Raw genomic sequence first — 20,109 nt, 5'->3', positions numbered from 1 at the left:
TAAATAATAAAAGTGCTATGGAAATAAAGAAAAGAATTATCATATTTTTGCTATTTATTTTAAATATATGGAGTTTTATTGCTGCGCAACAATTATCTGTTGATGTACTACCTTTGGGGGGGCAGTTGCCTTCAAATTCCGTGCAAAGAATATTTCAGGACCGTGAAGGTTTTATGTGGTTTGGTACTCGTGAAGGATTATCACGTTATGATGGCTATCGAGTGTTAACTTTCCGATCTGGAAAAACAACGCCGAATCTTTTGACTGATAATCAAATTACAAGTATTACTGATTCATGGGAACGTGTCTTGATTGGTACAAAGAAAGGATTGAATATATTAAATAAGAAAACTTATGAAATCTGTCATGTGGATAATGAGGAATTAAAAGATCAGGAAATTCGTTCGATTCTTTTTGATTCTAAAGGATATATATGGGTAGGCACTTATATTGCCCTATACAGATGTTCCAGTGACTTTTCTTCTTGTAAAAGATATGATAATTCTTTGCCAATCACTAGTGTGAACTCTATTTATGAAGATGTTGATAATAATATTTGGGTAACTTTCTGGAGAAAGGGTATATTTCGCTATGATCGGGTAAAAGATACTTTTGTTAAATATCCGTCAGTCGGTAAAGAGAATAATCCGTTTTGTGTTTTTCAAGATGATAAAAAACAGCATTGGATAGGTACTTGGGGAGAGGGGCTTTATAAGTTTTATCCGGAAGAAAAAAATGAGCAGATTTATATACCGGTTAAAAGTATTAAAGAAGGCGAATTGCCGGAAAATGGAACTTTCTTTAGTATTCAGCAGGATGATAGATATGGATATCTTTGGTTAGTTAGTGCTCGGGGGCTTTATGCTATTCGGAAAAGAGTAGATAATTTTGTGGAAACTGTCGATATTAGTGATATTTCCTCAAAATTGAATAATATATTTAGTGAAATATGTAAAGATAAAGCGGGTAATTTGTGGATTGCTTCCTTTAATGAGGGAGTATCTTATATTAATATGGATAAACCTGTTATCCAGAATTATCTGATGCCTTTTATTAAGGAGACGACAGGATTAACAACCAATATTCAAGCTATCTATAAGGATAAGGATGGAGATATTTGGATAAATCAAAATCGTTTAGGATTAGGAATTTATAAAAAAGATAGCGATAAAGTTATTTGGTATAAGGATATACCGGACTTGAATAATTTGCTAGGCATGGAGACTATTAATTTTATTGGATATTCCTCTTCAAATGATGAAATATGGGTCGGCCCATCTTATCAGCCATTTATTTATACAATGAGAAAGGAGAATGGGAAAATACGACTTATTTCTCGTCTAAATTTGCAACAATATACAAAAGGGGTAGGCAATAATCCACAATTCTTTTATGAAGATAAAAAACAGAATGTATGGATTGTAACATCATTGGGATTGTTGGTGAAACCTGCCAATAGTCATAATATATTAAAGGAAACTGGTTTTCTCCAAAGGGAAATAACAGGTCTAGCTGAAGATAATTCAGGACATATATGGATTAGCACAAGACGCAATGGTGTTTTTTGTTTGACTGTATCTGAGGATTTCCAGATTAGAAAGGAAAATATTGTAAAGTTTGATATGGCGTCAGGACGTTTAATCAGTGATAATATCGAAGACCTATGTACAGATAAAGAAGGACGAGTATGGATGGGGAGTCAAGAAGGTTATGTCTTTCTATATGACCAAAAAACAAAAACGGTTGAGGATTATTCTGATATATTTCCTACTTTAACTGAGGGGGTACAGGATATGAAGATGGATGATACAGGTCATCTTTGGATTTCTACTAACAAGAAGATTATAGAATATGACCCTAAGACTGGAGGGCAGATTAGTTATCAGGCTGGACAGGATATTGTTGTAAACTCTTTCCCTAAACATTCTTGCTTTAAAAGTCCGATAGGAGAAATGTTTTATGGAGGTAATAGGGGCATTGCGGTGTTTGTCCCTTATAAAAAGTTGGCTGATAAACCAAAGAAAATTCGGACACACATTGTAGATGTGAAAATGGATGATGAGTCATTATTGACAGGAAAGACTAATGAACGTTTTAATTTGCTTAAGCGGACATTAAAATTACATGCTGAAGACCAGAATATTGAGATTGATTTTTCTTCCTTAAATTATAGTTTCCCAACAAAAATACAATATGCTTATAAAATGGAAGGAGTAGATAAAGACTGGGTGTATATTAAAGATGGACGTCGTTTTGCGTATTATAATCGGCTTCCAAAAGGGAAACGTACTTTTTGTGTAAAGGCAACAGATGTAAACGGATTATGGAGTAGTCTTGTAACGAAGATACAAGTGGATAAAGCTCCGGCATTTTACGAAACTTGGTGGGCTTATACGGCTTATGTTGTGTTTGTTTTATTGGCTGGTTATTCATTTTATTATAGGACAAAACGAAGGATGCAATTGCGTCATGAATTGAGAATAGTTCAGATTGAAAAGGAAAAATCGGAAGAACTAGTTCAGGCTAAATTGCGTTATTTTACGAATATTTCTCATGATCTTCTCACTCCTTTGACTATTGTTACTTGTTTGATTGATGATGCAGAAATCACTTACAAGAATAAGATTCCACAGTTTGAAATGATTCGTGCTAATGTAAACCGCTTGAAAAGATTGTTGCAGCAGATTCTTGACTTCCGTAAAGTTGAGAGTGGAAATATGAAATTGAAAGTAACTTCAGGAGATATTGTATCTTTGATTTACAATGTTTGTAATTCTAATTTTATGCCTTTAATTCAAAAGAAAAAGTTGACAATTTCTTTTGAATCATCAGAGGACACAATACAAGCATATTTTGATGTAGATAAGATAGATAAAGTGGTCTTTAATCTTTTATCTAATGCTTGTAAATATACAGAAGAAGGGGGAGAAATAAAGATTGCACTATCGACCCATTCGCAGAATGGGCATACTTATTTATCTATTATAGTCAGTGATACAGGCAAGGGGATTGCTCCTGAAGATCTAGATAAGATATTTACGCGGTTCTATACTAATCAACATTGGGTATCTAGTGAAACTAATGGCATAGGACTTTCACTTACAAAAGACTTGTTGGAAATACACCACGGAACAATTAGTGTAGAAAGTGAAATAGAAAAAGGAACTTCATTTACAGTAATTATTCCTATTGATAAAGAAAGCTATGCTGAGAGTGAGATAAATATCGAATCATCACAGGAACTGAGAAAGGAAGGTAGGACGGATATTGTAGATGTTGATATGGAAGCTTGGGAGCAGCATGAAGGAGAGAATGTGGAAACTACAGTTAATGATATTCATTTGTTACTAGTAGAAGACAATGAAGAATTATTGTATTTAATGGAGCGTATTTTGTCCAGACGTTATCATGTGATGATGGCTAAAAATGGGGTAGAAGCTTTAGAACTGATGAAAGATAATGAAGTCGATATCATTGTAAGTGATGTTATGATGCCTGAAATGGATGGTTTGGAATTATGTCGCACCATTAAGGGAAATTTAGAGACGAGTCATATACCTATTATTCTATTAACAGCGAAAAATACGGCAGAGGATCGTATTGAATGTTATAATGCCGGAGCTAATGCCTATATATCCAAACCTTTTGAGTTAAAGGTACTTGAAGCGCGTCTTGATAATTTCTTAATGGATAAAAGGACCAAGCAAGAAGAATTTCGTACTGATATAGAGGACATAAACTTTAATTTGTTGGATGCGACCGATATTGATAAAGAATTCTTGGAGAAGGTTATAGAGGTTATACAAGAAAATTTATCTTCTTCTACGTTTGACGTCATTCAGTTGGCAGATGCTTTGGCTATGTCCAAATCTTCTCTTTATCGTAAGACAAAAGCGATAATAGGTTTGTCCCCGGTTGAGTTTATCCGGAATGTCCGTTTAAAGCAAGGCGTAAAGATGTTGAGAAATAAATCAATATCTGTATCAGAAGTTGCGTATACGTGTGGATTCTCCAATCCTAAATATTTTTCGACATGTTTCAAAGAGGAATTTGGGGTGACTCCTAAAGAGTTTCAAAAAGCAGATACTAAAATTAAATAAATTATAAATATATTAATCTTAGTATGATTTATCATGAATATCGACTATCTGTTTTATAGTTGATATTCATGATGTTTTTATGGTGTATTTATTCTCATTACTTTTAAAATATTAATTGATTTTTAAACCTTATGAATAATTCTCGAACTAACTGCCATAACATAAATAAGTAATTTTATCATTGCTCCAAATTTAAACCCATTTGATTGATTTCTGTACTTCAACTTTCTCGGAAAGTCTCAATTTTGTCTTTTGATAAATGAGTACTAATTTTAAATTCTACGTAAATGAAAAAACGTTTTTTATATTGAGCATATCTTTGACTTTTTATTTCTATAATACATGCGGCTCAATATATTGAGAATCCATTAATTATTTCTACTGCTGAAGGTTTAAGAGCTTTTTCAGAGTCTGTTAATAATGGGAATTCTTATCAGGGGAGAGTGGTCAAACTATCAGCTGATATTTGGTTAAATGATACAATTGGATGGCAAGAGTGGAATCGACAAACAAAAATAAAGTCATGGATCCCCATTGGAACATCTAAGAACCCTTTTGAAGGGACCTTTGACGGGAATGGACACTATATTGCAGGTCTGTTTACGAGAGCGGGTTCTGAAACCTTTTTTCAGGGGCTATTTGGTTTTTTGAAAAAAGCAACAGTGAAGAATACTCACATTCGCTATTCTCATATAATTGCATACAATTATGTTGGTGCTATTGCTGGTTATATTTCATATAATACACAGATATTGAATTGTTCAAATGGAGGTATTGTGGAAATGATCGTAATTTTACTGGTGGACTTATAGGTTTTTCTTCTGGACAAAACCGTATTATCGGCTGTAGTAATTATGGTAAGGTTTATGGGCATCGTTGTGTTGGGGGGATTATCGGTTATTTTGAAGGCGGCTCTATTTATAATTCTTTTAATAGAGGAGAGATTATTGGGCGTTATGAACATGTAGGAGGTATTATAGGTGAATTTACGGAACCTTATCAAAAGTCTATAAAAGATTCAGGATTGAAAGAACTTCCGAATGATACTGTGGCTAATTGTTATAATACAGGAATCATCATGGCAAGAGATGTGGCAGGTGGCATTGCCGGGCATATAAACTTACATCCAATACAGATTTCTACATGGAAAGTTTTGTTTGCTAATAATTACAGCTCTGGAAAAATTCGTACTAGATATCCTGTTATTACTGACGGGTTGGTAGGTGTATATGCTTATTTTGCCAATTCTGATAATTTGGTAATACCGACTATTGATCGTATCAACCGTGATGGAGCTGCATGTTATTGGAGTGAAGAATCTTGTAAACTAAGCACTATTAAGAAACCTCGTTTTGAAGGAAGTAAAATTCGCTCTGAAGCTTGGAATGAAATCATGTACGGATCGATGAAAATACCCGACTCTTTTAGATATTTCAGTAATAGTGAGATGAAACAGGATTCATTTGTTGATTTGTTGAACAAATGGGTAGACAAAAAAAATGTATTTAACCAGTGGGGGCTGGATAAAAAAGGCATAAACGATGGATTCCCTATTTTTATAAATTAAATAAATACACATTATGAAGAAAATTTGTATTCTATTGATATTAATCTTGTTTGCGGCAGGAGTAATGAAGGGGTATGGGCAAACTGAAAAGTTTAATAAAGATTCATTAACCAATCGTTTTGTGACTCAATTAAGTGTATTTCCGCAAGAAAAAGTTTATTTGCATATTGATAAAGGTACCTATATGGCAGGTGATACTTTGTGGTTTCGGTCTTATATTGTGGATGCTACATTACATAGTCCCTTACATGACAAATATATATATGTAGAATTAGTAAATCCTCTGGATTCTATTGTTTCCCAAGCATTAGTGCGTCCTGATAATGGTATTTATCATGGTTATCTATCTTTGGGACGTGAACTGGCTGATGGTGATTATACGTTGCGTGCTTATTCTCGTTATATGTTGAAAAATAGAAGCGAATGTATTTTCAGACGTCCTGTTCGAATAGTGACTGTTTCATGGAATAAAATAAAGATGAAGCCTTTTGTAAGGAATAATAGTAAGTTTCCAGACTTGACCTTTAAATTTACTGCCAGTGATACCCTTATGGTCCTTAATCAGGCAACTATGTCAGTAAATAAACAGCCGGGCATGTCGTTGAAACTGTTAGAGATGAAGAATGGATTTATGGTAGAACGGGGCCAAAAGGATTGGAAAGGCAATACATCATGGCTTTTGTCAATGAAGGATAAAGATGATAATGTTTATCGTCGGTATTTGCCGATTTCTACCCAAAATGAAGATTATGATGTGACATTTTATCCTGAAGGCGGATATTTATTGGCTGGACAAGCCTGTCGTATTGCCTTTAAAGTAATTGGTTGTACAGGAAATGCAGCGGATGTGCAATTGGATATTGTGGATGAATTTGGAGAGGTGATTACTTCTACTCGTACGCTTCATGAAGGAATGGGATCATTTATTCTGACTCCGGAAACAGGTAAGTTATATATGGTAAAATGTGTGGATAAGTTTGGACGGAGGAAAGAGTTTAAGTTGCCTTCTATTGATATGAAAGCATTGTATGGATTGAGAGTTGACACACAACGGGAGAATTTCAGAGTTTCTTTATTGTCTGTAGAGGGAGCACCTTTGGAGTCTCTGTATTTAGTGGCTCATGTTCGTGGAATTGTCATTGCGTCGGAAGAGTGGAAAGAGCCTCAAAAAAAATATTTGTTTCCCAAACAATATTTTCCGGCTGGTGTTGTGCAGTTTTTGTTATTAAACAAAGATGGGAAGGTGTTAAGTGAACGCCTTGCGTTTTCAGATTCTTATCTTCCTGTAATTTGTAATCTGACAATTGATGGTATTCTTGAGCAGAAGCGGGAAGCAGTTTCAATAAGTACTAATCTTTTAGATGCTAACCAACGACCTTTAGCAGGAGTTTATTCAGTATCAGTGACTGATAGCAAATTCGCATCGGTTGATTCATGTTACAATATTCTTTCCCATTTGTTATTAACCTCTGAACTAAAAGGGGCTATACGGTCTCCCGGATTTTATTTTAAACAAGGAAGTGCAATAGCTCGGAATAGTTTGGATCTGCTAATGTTGACACAAGGATGGAGGCGATATAAGTTACCAGAAATTATTCAAGGTAAATATGAAACACCAATTTTGGAAAAACATACAGAGATGGCAGTGCAAGGACGTACGCTAAGTGCTGGAGGTATTTTGACGAAATCAAGTAATGAACATTTGGTTTCAATTTCCGGTACTGGTAGTTTGAAAGGTTTCCAGCGAATTATTTCTACTGATAAGAATGGCTACTTCTGTTTCGATAGTATAGCCTATGCCGATGGCAGTGGTTTTCATATTAATGCTGTGCAGATGAAAGCAAAGGAGACTGGAAAAATCGAGCTTTTTGATAGAGAGTATCCTCATAATATTCCCCTCTATCCACAAAGTCCGTTAGAAGAAGATTCTATGCATAATGTACAGAAAGAGGATATGGAGATGATTACTCGTTTGGATAATTTGCATTTTATGTTGCAGGATATCATTGTCAGGGCACCAATGTGGGGAAGTCGTGATTATAGTAAGTTCACGGATAGAGAAATGGTACGTTATAAGGATATGCGTGCATTATTGAAATCTCAAGGCCTGACTATTTCTACATTAGCTGAAGATACAGATGCAATGCAGGCCCGTCTGAAGGCGGACGAAATATTGGCTACTCGTGATACATCGCTTTTTAGCGGGTATGAGTTGGATGCGGTAGAAAGTAATTCTTCTCGATCCATGCAATTGGTCGAGGATATGGTATATTATGGTGATCAGCAGATATTGTTGTTTGTTGATGATAATTTCTGTAAGCCGGATATATTGGTAAATTGGATAACTCCAGGTGACGTAGAGAGCATGGTATTGGTTAAGGATGTTGACCGAAATAGAGCGAATGCTTTGTTGCAGGGAACATTGAAGTGGAGCGAGAAGTTTTATTTGAATACTGGTCGTGATTTATGTCAGGCTTATTGTCGTATTCCTCTTAATCGGAAAAAAAATTGCAATTTTAAATGTTACTACAAAAGACAATTTTGATTCACGTTGTCTAGGATGGTGGTCGAAATATTATGATGGCATCCAACAACAAAACATGCGAAATACTACATTCTATCCTTTAGGCTATCAACAACCAATAGAATTTTATTCACCGAAATATGATACGACTATTGGGAAAAATAGTGAAATACCTGATCTGCGTACTACTCTTTATTGGAGTCCGAGATTGATGACAGATGAGCAAGGTAATGCAAGTTTTTCTTTTTATACTTCTGATCAACCAGGTAATTATTTCCTAAATATAGAAGGGATAGCAGAAAATGGGGAATTGGTTCATGTCATAAAAGCATTAATGCCATCGCATTAACGAAATGAATAAATATTTGCAGTTAATGTCTTGAACTATATTTATACCTTTCTGAATGATTTTTGGTAATATATAGTCCTGAAGATGTCTGAACCGCAAAAAGGTCTGAATTTAGACCTTTTTGAACCAAATCTAGGACATAGGTTGATGAGATTTTATCTTCCTTTGTGTCATCAAGCTTTCATTATATAATGTTTGGGTAATTGAATTTATAATATCTTTTAAAATCTATCAACAGATGAGAAATGCAATAATTCGTTTTTGCGCTATTGTAGCTTTGTTGGGATTTGGAAATGAAATAAGGGCAGTCCGAAGTAGTGGACACCTTTTTCTTCTGAATGATAGTATTTCCCCGGATGAAAATAACGGGAAAGTAGTAGGAGAGTATGATTCTATTCGTGCGGTTTATGCTATGAAGGAAAACGCAGTAGTTTATGCTTCTAAAGACACGCTTGATTTATGGCGGTTGTCATGTTCTCCTTATATCTCTTTACAACAATACCTAAAAGGTACATTGCCTGGAATATATGTACAAGAGACGACGGGTGAGCCGGGAAGTATTCAGAATATGCTGATTCGTGGATTGTCTTCTCCTGTATTTTCTAAAGGAGATATGTCTTCCGCACAACCAGTAGTTTATCTTAATGGAATCCCCTTGTTAACCAATGATGCTTTTGTATATGGCATTAAATCTACGGAAGTGAATCCTATTGGTACTGCTACTAATATATTATCCGGTTTGAATTTAGATAATGTGGAATCTATTGAAGTAGTAAAAGATGCTGCTCGTTTAGCGAAGTTAGGTCCACTTGCTGTTAATGGGGCAATATTAGTCAATATGAAAGATGGTTATTACGGTGGTAGTAATATGTTTATCCGTGCTAATGGGGGTATCGCTATTCCTCCATCAAATGTGAAAATGACAAATGCTGCTAATGATTATGCTTTTCGTATGCGATTTGCTGATTATTGTGCTACTAAGGAGCAACATACCGCTTATTTGAACAAAATGCCGTCTTGGATGCGAGATATTCGTGATATGAATTTCTTCGGAGAACCGGGATGGGCAGATGAATATTACAGTATATCACCCTTTATAATTTCAGTGCTTCCATGGGAAGTGGCGGTAGCTTTTCAAATTATATATTTATGATGGGCTATACGGGCAATGATGGGGTAGCTGATGAAACAAAGTTTAATAAATTAACTGCTAATTTTGCTTTGAACATGAAACTTCTGGAGCAATTGGGAGTTTCTTGTTTGATTAATCTTTCACGTGTCTCCCGTGATGGTAATCGTAACTTGCGTGATCGTTATGCTGAGATCGAGTATTTACCGGATCTGACTACTCCTCTTTCTCCTGTTACTTCTGTTTATCGTTCTTATCTCGATATTTATGAAGAATATAAAAAGAATGATAATTTAAACAATTTGTTGAATGGTTATTTGGGGATGAATTACAATTGGCGTGGATTATATGTAGATACTCGTTTAATGCTAGACTATAATACGAATGTGCGTCATGTTTTTTGGCCGATGGACTTGATGGAGTCAGTAAATTATGTCTCCAATTATTCCGGGTATAATCGTCGTTTGATTTGGCAGTCGTCTGCAGATTATAAGTTTGATTTTTTGAAGAATCATTTTTTCAAAATAGGCTTGCAAGAGATTATCATGAAAAGTGTGCAACACTATAACTATACGCAAGGCTATGATGGAGATGATGATACAAAACCGACTACTAGTGGCGGTGGTTTCAAACAGATGAAGCGCTATGTCGATAAAATGCAAAATAATATGGTAAGTACATTGTTTTCGATTGACTACCGATATAGAAATTTTTTTGATGTACAGCTCGTGCTTCGTACAGATGGCTCATCCAATGTACAGAAAGATAATCGTTGGTTGTTTACTCCGGCTACTAGTGCAAGTATAAATTTAAAAGATTTGTTGTTGAAAGATGTCAAACAACTATCTGACTTGTCAATGCGTGGGTCATGGGCCAGAATAGGACGCTATCAGGATAATAATAGATTTGCTGCAGGGCCACAATATACGGGAGAAGAGTTGACAGGTATTGGGCAGCCTGTTATGTCTTCCTACTATGGATATGCTACAATAGCACGTCCTTATAACACAGCTTGGGTCGGTTATGGTTTGGGGTGGCCTTATTCGGATAAATGGAATATAGGGTTGAATACCTCTTTTTTTAACAAACGTCTTTCTTTGGATGTAGAATATTATAATAATACAGACTGTGATTTGATTACAACCATTCCTGTAAATGAAGAATTCGGATATAAATATAGGTATGCCAATGGTATGAAGGTCCGTAATTCAGGAGTGGAACTGACTCTGTCCGGTAAGCCTTTTGAAAACCCTAAAGGTTTCTCTTGGGATGCTTCATTTTCATTAGCTTACAATAAAAATGAATTATTGCAATTACCTGAAAATTTGAATGAATTAGTCATAGGTAATCGTATGTTAAAAGTAGGACATGCTATTGATCAATTCTGGCTCTATCAAAATGAGGGAGTTTATACTTCAGATACTGAAGTTCCAGTCCAGAATGGAAAGAAGCTTGCTATGGGGTCCATACCATTTGCAAAGAATGATCCGAAATGGAAAGATCAAAATGGTGATAACCAGATCAATGATGATGATAAAATTTTAAAAGGCCATAGTTTACCGCCTGTAACAGGAAGTTTCATTAATAACTTCAAACTAGGACAATTTGACTTAGGTATCAATCTTTTCTTTGCATTAGGACATGATGCCATTAATTATCGTTCATCGCAACGTTATAACTTCTTTGCATTGGAGAATACACCGTCACTTGAAAGTTTGCGCGAAATATTTTTCTGGCAAAGTACAAATGACAAGGATGATTATCCTTTATACAATCAAATGAGTGGTTTGACTCCTTACCGTGCAGAACAAGACTTATTTATGGAGAAACTGTCTTATCTTAAATTGCGTTCGGTAACAGTGGGTTATACGTTACCAGTCAAGAAAAAGGCTTATAAAGGAGGTGGAAAGAAGAAGGTTGTATCAAAAAACAAATTGGAAAATATCTATTTCTATGTGACTGGCAATAATTTGCTAACCTTTACCGGATTTAGTGGAGATGATCCGGAGTTGATAGATATGGATGGTTATTACAGAGGATATGGTCAGCCGCTTTCTCGTTCGGTTATCGTAGGAATGAAGTTTAATTTCTAATCTAATACATTAATTATATATGAATCAGATATTGTGGATCAGAAAAATGATAAAACCATTGGTGCTTGCTTCTGTTCTTTTCTTTTCATCATGTAGTGATTTGTTGGAAAATGATGATGCATTTTTCCATGTAGCTACTCAAGAGCAACAATGGAATTCGTTGACGGATACTCGTGCTGCTTTGTTCGGCGTTTATGGATTGATGCGTACGGCGCTAGGAGAGAATAATACTTTTTGGGCAGTTGGTGATCTGCGTTTAGGTGATTTTTCCGTACGGATGCGCGATGATTTACAAGCTATCCGTGAGAATCGTTTAGATGCTCCTTATGAAAATATTCGTCAGATATCCAATTGGAATCGGTTTTATAGAGTGATCAATGCTGCCTGTGTTTTTATAGAGAATGCAAAAAAAGTGATGGATAAGGATGATGCTTATTCTGAAATCAACTATACGTATGATGTAGCGCAGGTACGTGCTCTTAGAGCATTAGCTTATTTTTATATGATACAGATGTGGGGTGATGTTCCGTTGATTACTCAGTCTTATGATAACGGTTCATTTCCGGAAATGAAACGAACAGATGCACAAACCGTGTTGAATTATGTGGAGGGTGAGTTGTTGGCAGTAGCAAAGTTGTTGCCTTTGCAGTTAGGGTCTTCATCTGATAAATATTATGATGGTGATACTAGTGCATGGCGGGGATTACTTATTAATCGTCTTTCTGTGTATGCTATATTAGCTTATGTGGAAGCTTGGAAAGGTAATTATGTCGATGCAGAAGCATATACTGCATATGTGATTAAGAACATAGGTGTTTATATTGTAGGCACTATTGATTGTGTGACTATTACTAATATGGTTAGTCCGACAGGACTTTTTAGTCAGGAGTATAGTAATGATTATAAGGCTGCCCGTTTGGTTACTTTTGGCTATAGATATGGTACGGATAATGCAAACGAGACGGGGACGGATGGTCATCTGGAGTCATGGACATTAGCAGAACCGGTTACAAGGAAACAATTACCGGAGATTTACGTGTCAATCGATACACTAAAGAATCTGTTTATGAGTCAATTTACGACAGATAATCGTTTTGGTTATGATGAGTTGTCGAAGCCAATGAAGTATTATTCCAATTATGTAACGGGACTTTCCAGAGAATATCCTATATTTTCAAAAATAAACGTTGTGCGTGAAGGAAAGGATAATACAGGTGATTTTGGTGTTTTTACCTCATTTATTATTTGGTCCCGTTTTGAGGATGTTTTGTTATTACGTGCCGAGGCTTTGGTGATGTTAAATCGTCCGGAGGATGCGATTAATTGTTTGAATGAGCTTCGTGGAGTACGTAATTTGAGAAATTTATCATATTTGAAAGATTTAAAGGGAGATGCTAAAGCATTATTAAAAGAAATTTTTCGTGAACGCCGTAGAGAACTGATGGGAGAAGGACATCATTGGTTTGATCGTATTCGTGAAGCGCGGATTGTCGGAGATGATACTGAAATGGTAAAGCTGATTAATGAAGGAGGCATTTATTGGCCTGTGGCAGAAGAAGTGATGAGAGAGAATCCTTCTATTACACAAAATGAATATTGGAAATGATGAAAATACAAAATACTATGAACAGGTTATTGACTATTGTATGTGGATGGGGGATAATGCTACTATCTTCATGTATGGATACTGCGGTGGTAGATGCTGATATTTCAGAGTTACAGCCGCAGGGCCTGACTCGATTTGATGGTACTATCTATGAGTATTTACAGAATGATGATCTTAATTTGGGAGTAACTTACGATTCGTTGATGCTTTTAATAGATTATGAAGAACCAGATTGTCCGGTAGAGTTGAAATTTTCAGAGTTAAAGCGATGTTTGCAAGATGAGGCCGGACAGTATACTTTCATGGCAATTCCCGATTCTTGTTTCCGGTATGCCTTACAAGAATTGAATCGTTATCGTCGGCTGAACGAGCTGATGATAGATTCCGATGATTTTTCAGAAGAAATTCCGGAGTCGGAGAAATATGCTGCCGGAGAACTAACATTAAACAAGTTGTTAAATTATCGTAAGGATATAGAGAGAACAGATGAAAAGAATCCGGAGAAAAAATGGACAGATAGTTATATCTATAAGGATGGGTTGGATTCGCTGGTGTGCCGTTATATGACCCCGGGTATTTACGATACGGAAACACTTTCCGGATTTTCTTACGTGGAGGGAAAGGTTATTCAAGGCTTACATAATTATCGGATGAATCTTGCTTATCGGCGGTTGCCTGCTAGCGGATTTGTTGGTGGAGGCCTGAAAGATCTTACTATTTATGATATGCGTAATACGCTAGAGAAAGAAAAATGGGAATCTGCTAAAATGTTATGGACTGACATATATGCTAAGAACGGTGTTATCCATGTTTTGCTTCCGCAACACGAATTTGGATTTGGACGATTTATTCAGTATTTTAGAAATGTAGGCCATGAAAAATAGAAGAAAGATACATAAATTGGGATGGAACGGTTTGTTGTGTTCATTATTGATAGTAAACGCAGGTTGTCTTGACAAGTACTTGCCAGAAGAGAAAGATGCTTTTGATCGGGATGTTAATTTTACGCGAACATCTTTTGATCCTGTAATGGGGCATACTGTATATTATACAGATATTTGTAATACAGGAAACTCTACACTACCTTTGACTTTTGCTATTACAGATATAAAGCACAATGATGGGACACCAGCTCCTGAACTGGAAGAGTATTACCCGGTACGGGTATGGAAAAAGCCTTATTTGGGGACGGAAAAAACAATAGAGGAAATTAATGCTAAACGGGGAACAGAATACCGTCGATTATTCGATGTAATTAAGCATAGTGGAGAAATAGTAATGTGGGGAGAAGCAAATTCAGGTATTCTGCGCTGCCAACCCGATTCCGGATATGTTTTTAATATGGAGATTGCTAACTCGGGTGGTTTTAAAACGATTAAAAGAATGCGGCTTATGCCAAAAAGGGAAGTAGATTTCGAACCATCTATTTATGATTCGGAAACAGGTTTACCTATCGCTGAATTTGTATCACCTTCTACCTCGCTGATGACTTATGAAAACAAGAACAATTCTTCTATATCCTATATAATTAAACCGGAGGATATTCATATCTACTTTAGAGAAAATAAGGATGCAGGAGAAGGAACTTCGCTTTCTATTTCTTTTTATGATTCATCATGGGCTGTTATTGACCCGCGTCGTTTTAATGAAACTTCATGGGATAATTTGTTTCAAGCAGGTTTTCTGAAAGACATAAATGAAAACAAAGTTGTATATGATATGGCTTATCCGCTTCCGTTGTTTACAGGAAAGACCAATTACACGGATGATAAAGGAGAAAAGGCACGAATTAGGTTTACAACGAGTTATATGTCTAAATATGGTACTCGTCGCAGAGGGTATTTCGTTTTTGAGTTTGCCATTTATAAAGAGGCACATTGGGATATGTTTATTCATTTTTCCAAAGGAATGCCTATGCTGGGAGACGCTAAGATCAACAATTAATCTTAAATGCGAATAAAAATGAAAAATAGATATACTTTACTTTTATTTTTTCTGTTTTCCGTAGTTGCGGATTCTGTTGCGCAGCAGTTGGAAAGGGTCACTATCAGCGGAACGGTATATGATAAGGCTATAGGGGAGGCAGAAACATTTCCGGGTGTAAATATTATATGTCAGGATGCCAAGACTAAAAAAAGAATTGCCGGTACAGCATCCGATTTGGAGGGCGCATTCTCTATCAAGGTTCCTGTAGGTTCTGAGCTAGTGTTCAGTTATGTATCCTATAAACCTACTATATATAAGGTGCGGAAAGCAGCATCTGGCATTAGTATCTTTTTGGAGGAAAATGTCAATGAAATCGAAGAAACCGTTATTATAGGTAATCGTAAGGTTAGCAAAGCTAATGCAACCTCTGCCCATACGGTAATAAAGGCGGACGAATTAGCACAGACACCTGTTTCCAATGTGATGAGCTTGTTACAAGGACGTGTTGCTGGTATGGAAGTTCAGTTGAATAACGGTTTACCAGGAGCACAAGGGACATTCAATATTCGTGGTATTTCGGATATTTCAGTTGTTGGCGATAAAGAAACCGGATGGGATTTAGCATCTTCTGCTCCTCTATTCGTGGTTGACGATATTCCACAGGATGATGTAAGTGATTATAATTCTGAAGGTTTGATTAGTGGTTCAGGCGTGAGTCCTCTTTCTACTATTGCACTGGAAGATATTGATAATATACAAATATTGAAGGATGCAGCTGCTACATCACTTTATGGTTCGAAAGGGGCTTATGGAGTAATTTTGATAACAACTAAAAAAGGAAATTCATCCAAACCTAAAGTGACCTATTCTGGTAATTTTACAGTTTCTACACCACCTAGTTTACGCGAAGTGGCTATTGGTAATGCGGAACGAAATATTCTGAAATGGCAGATATTGAATAATGATACTTCAAAAATATACCACGGTTATTATGATATCATGTTTATGCCGTCTGTGTCTGATAGTTTGAATCCTTACTTTAATAACAACACTGACTGGCAGGAACAATTTTATCGGGTTACTTATAATCACTCACACAACTTGAGTTTCATGGGAGGAAGTGATTTGTTTAATTATAAGATCAATGGTAATTATTATACAGAAAAAGGTATTGTAAAGAATACAGATTTCAATCGTTATGCTCTGACTGGAAACATGAACTATAGATCACCTAATTCTAAGTTTACTATTGGTGTGGACATGAAGGTTAGTTTTACCGACAATAGTACTGGTAGTGGAAATGCTGTGTCGCAATCAGGGGTTGCTAGTGCTGCAAACGCTTCTTCATTGCTCCCTCCACCTTCACTTTATTCTGCTTCAGTAGATGCTTTACAAGTTTTTGGCATCACCAATTCAACAGTGAAATCCGGATATTCGGCAACCGTGAATTTGGGATATAAACTTCCGTTTAATATTGACTGGAAAGGAATTTTTAATTATTCGTATGATGCAAGTGAACAAGAAAAGTTCACACCAGCTATTCTTGCCGATAATAGTTATCAGTCTATAGCCTATAATTATAGTGGTAATACCTCTAAAATTTATGTAAGTACTCATGCAACTCGTTCTTTTGATTTGAAATATATTCGTTTAGGGCTTACTGCTGGTATTCGTTATGATTCAAGGACTGCTACTGGTAATTCGATTACTTTTACGGGATTACCTAATGATTATATTATTGGTCCTGTTGGTCATGGCAAATCAAGTGGAAATGCTACAGTCAGTGAAAATCAGAGTACATTCTCATTGATTTTTAACCCAAGTATTAATCTTAAGACCAAACAGAGTTTTAGAGCTGGTGGAGATAAGTATATTATCGAACCCTCTATTAGTCCGGAGCTTAGTTCTGTGTATGGCACTAAAACGAAGTGGAATATAAATCCAGGAGTTGGACTTCGTTGGAATATTGGTTATGAAGATTTTATGCGTCCTTTTGAAAGTTGGCTGGATAATATGAATATTCGTCTGACTTGGGGACAGGTGGTGAAATACAAAGCCACTCGTTATGATGTATGGGGTACATATGACATCAAGGCTGAAAATACTTATAATGGACAATCTTATATCCCTATTGATTTTGCAAAGCTTCCTAATGCACAATTAGATCCTATTACAACTACTACGTGGAATTTGGGTTATGGGTTTTCATTATTCAATGGGCGTTTGAGTACAACTCTTGATGCCTACTATAAGCAAGTAGATAATCAATTGAGTGACATCTATTTGCCTGATCATTCAGGATTTGACAAGATGCGAAGTACTGAAGTCAGTTTGGTCAACTATGGTTTAGAAGTTGCGTTGACTGGAAGACCTCTCCCTACGCGTAGTAATTGGAACCTCACTTGCGGGTTAAATTTTGCAATCAATAGAGATGTAATCACTAAGTTGCCAAATGAAGCTCGTCAGATTTTAAATAATGATGCATGGGTTGCTAATCGGTTAGGAGCCAACACAACTTCTATGTTACTTTATATTAATAAGGGGGTATATGCTACAGATGAGGATGTACCGGTTAATCCAGTGACGGGTAAACGACTCAAGATCGGTGGAAATGATACTGAAGAAGCTTATTTCAAAGCAGGCGATCCTATTTGGGTAGATGTCAATGGTGATTATGTTATTGACGAGAAGGATCGTGTAGTAGCTGCTAATGCACGTCCTAAAGTAACTGGGGGATTCTATTTTAACTTGAGTTACAAAGAATTCAGTATGCATGTAAATACTTCATTTGTGTTTGGGCGTGATATTATCAATACTGTGTTGGCAAGAACTTTTGAATCATATAGTAATCCTGTAAAGAAAAAAATAAGCGATTTGCGTAAAAATGCAGCTCTTGCTCCTATAGAACGATATAACTTTTGGACGGAAAACAATCGTTATAATGCTAAATACCCTAATCCGTACGATTATATCCATAACGATATTATTGATCCTTTTAGAGAGGAACAAACTCTTTTTGTAGAGGATGGATCTTATTTCAAATTGAATACAGTATCTCTTTCATATCGTTTCCCAAAAGAGTGGTTGAGTTTTTTTCGGGTGAGTGGTGTTACACTGAAAGCATCTGTTAACAATATTTGGACTTTTTCCAAATATTCAGGTATTAGTCCTGAGAGTGTGACTGGTTTAGGACGGGATAATTCAGGCGGATATCCTAATGCTCGTACATGGACAGTAGGTGTGGTATTGAATTTATAATTAGTAATGTAAAAATAATGATTATGTTGAAATATATATCAATGGGTTTGCTCCTGATTTTTGCCTCCACGTTTAGCAGCTGCAAATTAGATAAGGATGATGAAGAAAAAATGCCGGGAGATAAATTCTGGAGTGGATCACCGGCTAATGCTGAGGCTTTTATGCTTAGTATATATCAGAGTTTGCGTACGGCTACCACATCATGCGGTTTCTTTCTTTACTCTGGAGATGTACGTTGTGCACCTATTACAGGACAGAGTACTAATAATTATTTGTATCTGATTCAGAACGATATGAAAAATTATAAAAGTAAGAAAGATAGTAAAGAAGAAGGTAAATCTGCAGATTGTGGTGCTATTTATAATTGGAAAAAGATGTATAGGGTTGTGCAAGGTGCCAATATCATGATGGAGGAAATTACTAACATTCAAGGATTATCAGGAGAAGAGGTGGAGCGGTATCGTGCGGAATGTTGTTTTTTGCGTAGTTTAGCCTATTTCTTCATGGTACGTTTGTTTGGTGATGTGCCTTATTATACCGAAGCTTATTTTGCCAATCCATTGCCTCGCACTGATAAATCTGTAGTGCTTACAAATTGTTTGGCAGACTTACAATCATTGCTGGATAATGATCCGGAAGGAAAAATTTTACGTTGGCGGAATGGAAATGGGAGTTGGCGTGCCAATCGTGGTTCTGTGTTGGCATTAATGATGCATATAAATATGTGGTTAGCTTTCTTTGATACAGGTAATGCACAAACTTATTATAGTGAAGTGGTGCGTTTGGCAGAGGTTGATTCTTGGATAGATGGTACGTACTATTCTTTGCAGTCAATGGAACAGATGTCCAATGTATTTAGAGGAAACTCTAATGAAGGGTTGTTTGAGATTGTGCAAAATATTACAATGGGTGAAGTCTTTGATACGAATAACATGTGGTGTACGAAAGTTGTGTATGAGGTTCGGAATAAAACAGAAGCGGATTTTGCTTATAGTGAAGCCTTTTTGACTCATCTTTATCCCGAGGAAACAAATGACATGAGAAAGGAATATTGGTTCAAAAATTTATATCGTGAAGAGGGAACTGGAGGAAGCTCGAGTATTCGTCCGGTAGAAATTATAAAATTGTTGAATGCGGATGAATATAAATCCACTACTATCCCCAATGCTGGTAATTATATTGTTTTTCGTCTTGCTGATGTGATTTTACTTTATGCTGAGGCACTCAACAATTTAGGAGAAAGGGAAAAAGCACTACAGGAAGTTAATCGAATTAGACAGCGGGCAGGAGCTCCTGACTTTACGATGGAAGATGACTTGGACGCCTCTATTTATTGGGAACGTGTACGCGAACTGATGGGAGAGGGACAGTATTATTACGATTTAGTGCGGACGATGAAAATAACGGATGCTTCTTTTGCTGTATTTTCTGATGATAGTGGTCATCGCGAAACGATGGCAAATCTAAAACAAGGTTCATGGACATGGCCCATCTATAAAGGTGCATTGGATAATAATCCATATATGTCAAAGAATATTTATTGGGAATAATGACTAT

General features: G+C 36.1%; 11 protein-coding genes. All 11 read left to right on the top strand.

Going from position 1 to position 20,109, the window contains the following annotated elements:
* Positions 1 to 17: 17 nt before the first annotated feature.
* A complete protein-coding gene (locus tag DXA05_RS04725) occupies positions 18 to 4,100 on the top strand; it encodes a two-component regulator propeller domain-containing protein (RefSeq protein WP_128858864.1) in 4,083 nt (1,360 codons plus the stop codon).
* 757 nt (positions 4,101 to 4,857) lie between these two features.
* The gene (locus DXA05_RS04720; protein ID WP_284515428.1) at positions 4,858 to 5,667 is read left to right on the top strand and encodes a hypothetical protein; all 810 of its coding nucleotides are present in this window, start codon (positions 4,858 to 4,860) and stop codon (positions 5,665 to 5,667) included.
* A 13-nt stretch (positions 5,668 to 5,680) separates the two neighbouring features.
* Complete coding sequence (locus DXA05_RS04715; protein WP_284515427.1) at positions 5,681 to 8,212, top strand: hypothetical protein; 2,532 nt, start codon at positions 5,681 to 5,683, stop codon at positions 8,210 to 8,212.
* A 55-nt stretch (positions 8,213 to 8,267) separates the two neighbouring features.
* Complete coding sequence (locus DXA05_RS27100) at positions 8,268 to 8,540, top strand: hypothetical protein (protein WP_284515426.1); 273 nt, start codon at positions 8,268 to 8,270, stop codon at positions 8,538 to 8,540.
* Positions 8,541 to 8,778: 238 nt separating this feature from the next.
* Positions 8,779 to 9,693, top strand: a complete 915-nt coding sequence (locus DXA05_RS27095) for a TonB-dependent receptor plug domain-containing protein (protein WP_284515425.1) — start codon at positions 8,779 to 8,781, stop codon at positions 9,691 to 9,693.
* On the top strand, positions 9,690 to 11,762 hold the full coding sequence (locus DXA05_RS04710) for a SusC/RagA family TonB-linked outer membrane protein (protein WP_284515424.1): 2,073 nt from the start codon (positions 9,690 to 9,692) through the stop codon (positions 11,760 to 11,762). Before DXA05_RS27095 ends, DXA05_RS04710 begins: the two co-directional genes overlap by 4 nt.
* 19 nt (positions 11,763 to 11,781) lie before the next feature.
* Positions 11,782 to 13,368, top strand: coding sequence for a RagB/SusD family nutrient uptake outer membrane protein (locus DXA05_RS04705; RefSeq protein WP_128858863.1), 1,587 nt, complete (start codon positions 11,782 to 11,784; stop codon positions 13,366 to 13,368).
* 17 nt (positions 13,369 to 13,385) lie between these two features.
* On the top strand, positions 13,386 to 14,252 hold the full coding sequence (locus DXA05_RS04700; protein WP_128858862.1) for a hypothetical protein: 867 nt from the start codon (positions 13,386 to 13,388) through the stop codon (positions 14,250 to 14,252).
* Entirely contained in the window at positions 14,242 to 15,312 is a 1,071-nt protein-coding gene (locus DXA05_RS04695) for a DUF5007 domain-containing protein (RefSeq protein ID WP_120143391.1), read from the top strand. The genes DXA05_RS04700 and DXA05_RS04695 overlap by 11 nt, the downstream gene beginning before the upstream one ends.
* An 18-nt stretch (positions 15,313 to 15,330) precedes the next feature.
* A complete protein-coding gene (locus DXA05_RS04690) occupies positions 15,331 to 18,552 on the top strand; it encodes a SusC/RagA family TonB-linked outer membrane protein (RefSeq protein ID WP_128858861.1) in 3,222 nt (1,073 codons plus the stop codon).
* A 23-nt stretch (positions 18,553 to 18,575) separates the two neighbouring features.
* Positions 18,576 to 20,102: a RagB/SusD family nutrient uptake outer membrane protein gene (locus DXA05_RS04685; protein ID WP_120143499.1), complete on the top strand. Its 1,527-nt coding sequence runs from the start codon at positions 18,576 to 18,578 to the stop codon at positions 20,100 to 20,102.
* Positions 20,103 to 20,109 lie beyond the last annotated feature (7 nt).

The sequence above is a fragment of the Bacteroides sp. AM54-2NS genome (assembly GCF_003602935.1).
In the GTDB taxonomy this organism is placed as follows: Bacteria; Bacteroidota; Bacteroidia; order Bacteroidales; family Bacteroidaceae; genus Bacteroides; species Bacteroides xylanisolvens.
The sequence above is the reverse complement of the archived record's forward strand: the minus strand, read 5'-3'. Positions and strand labels throughout refer to the sequence as shown.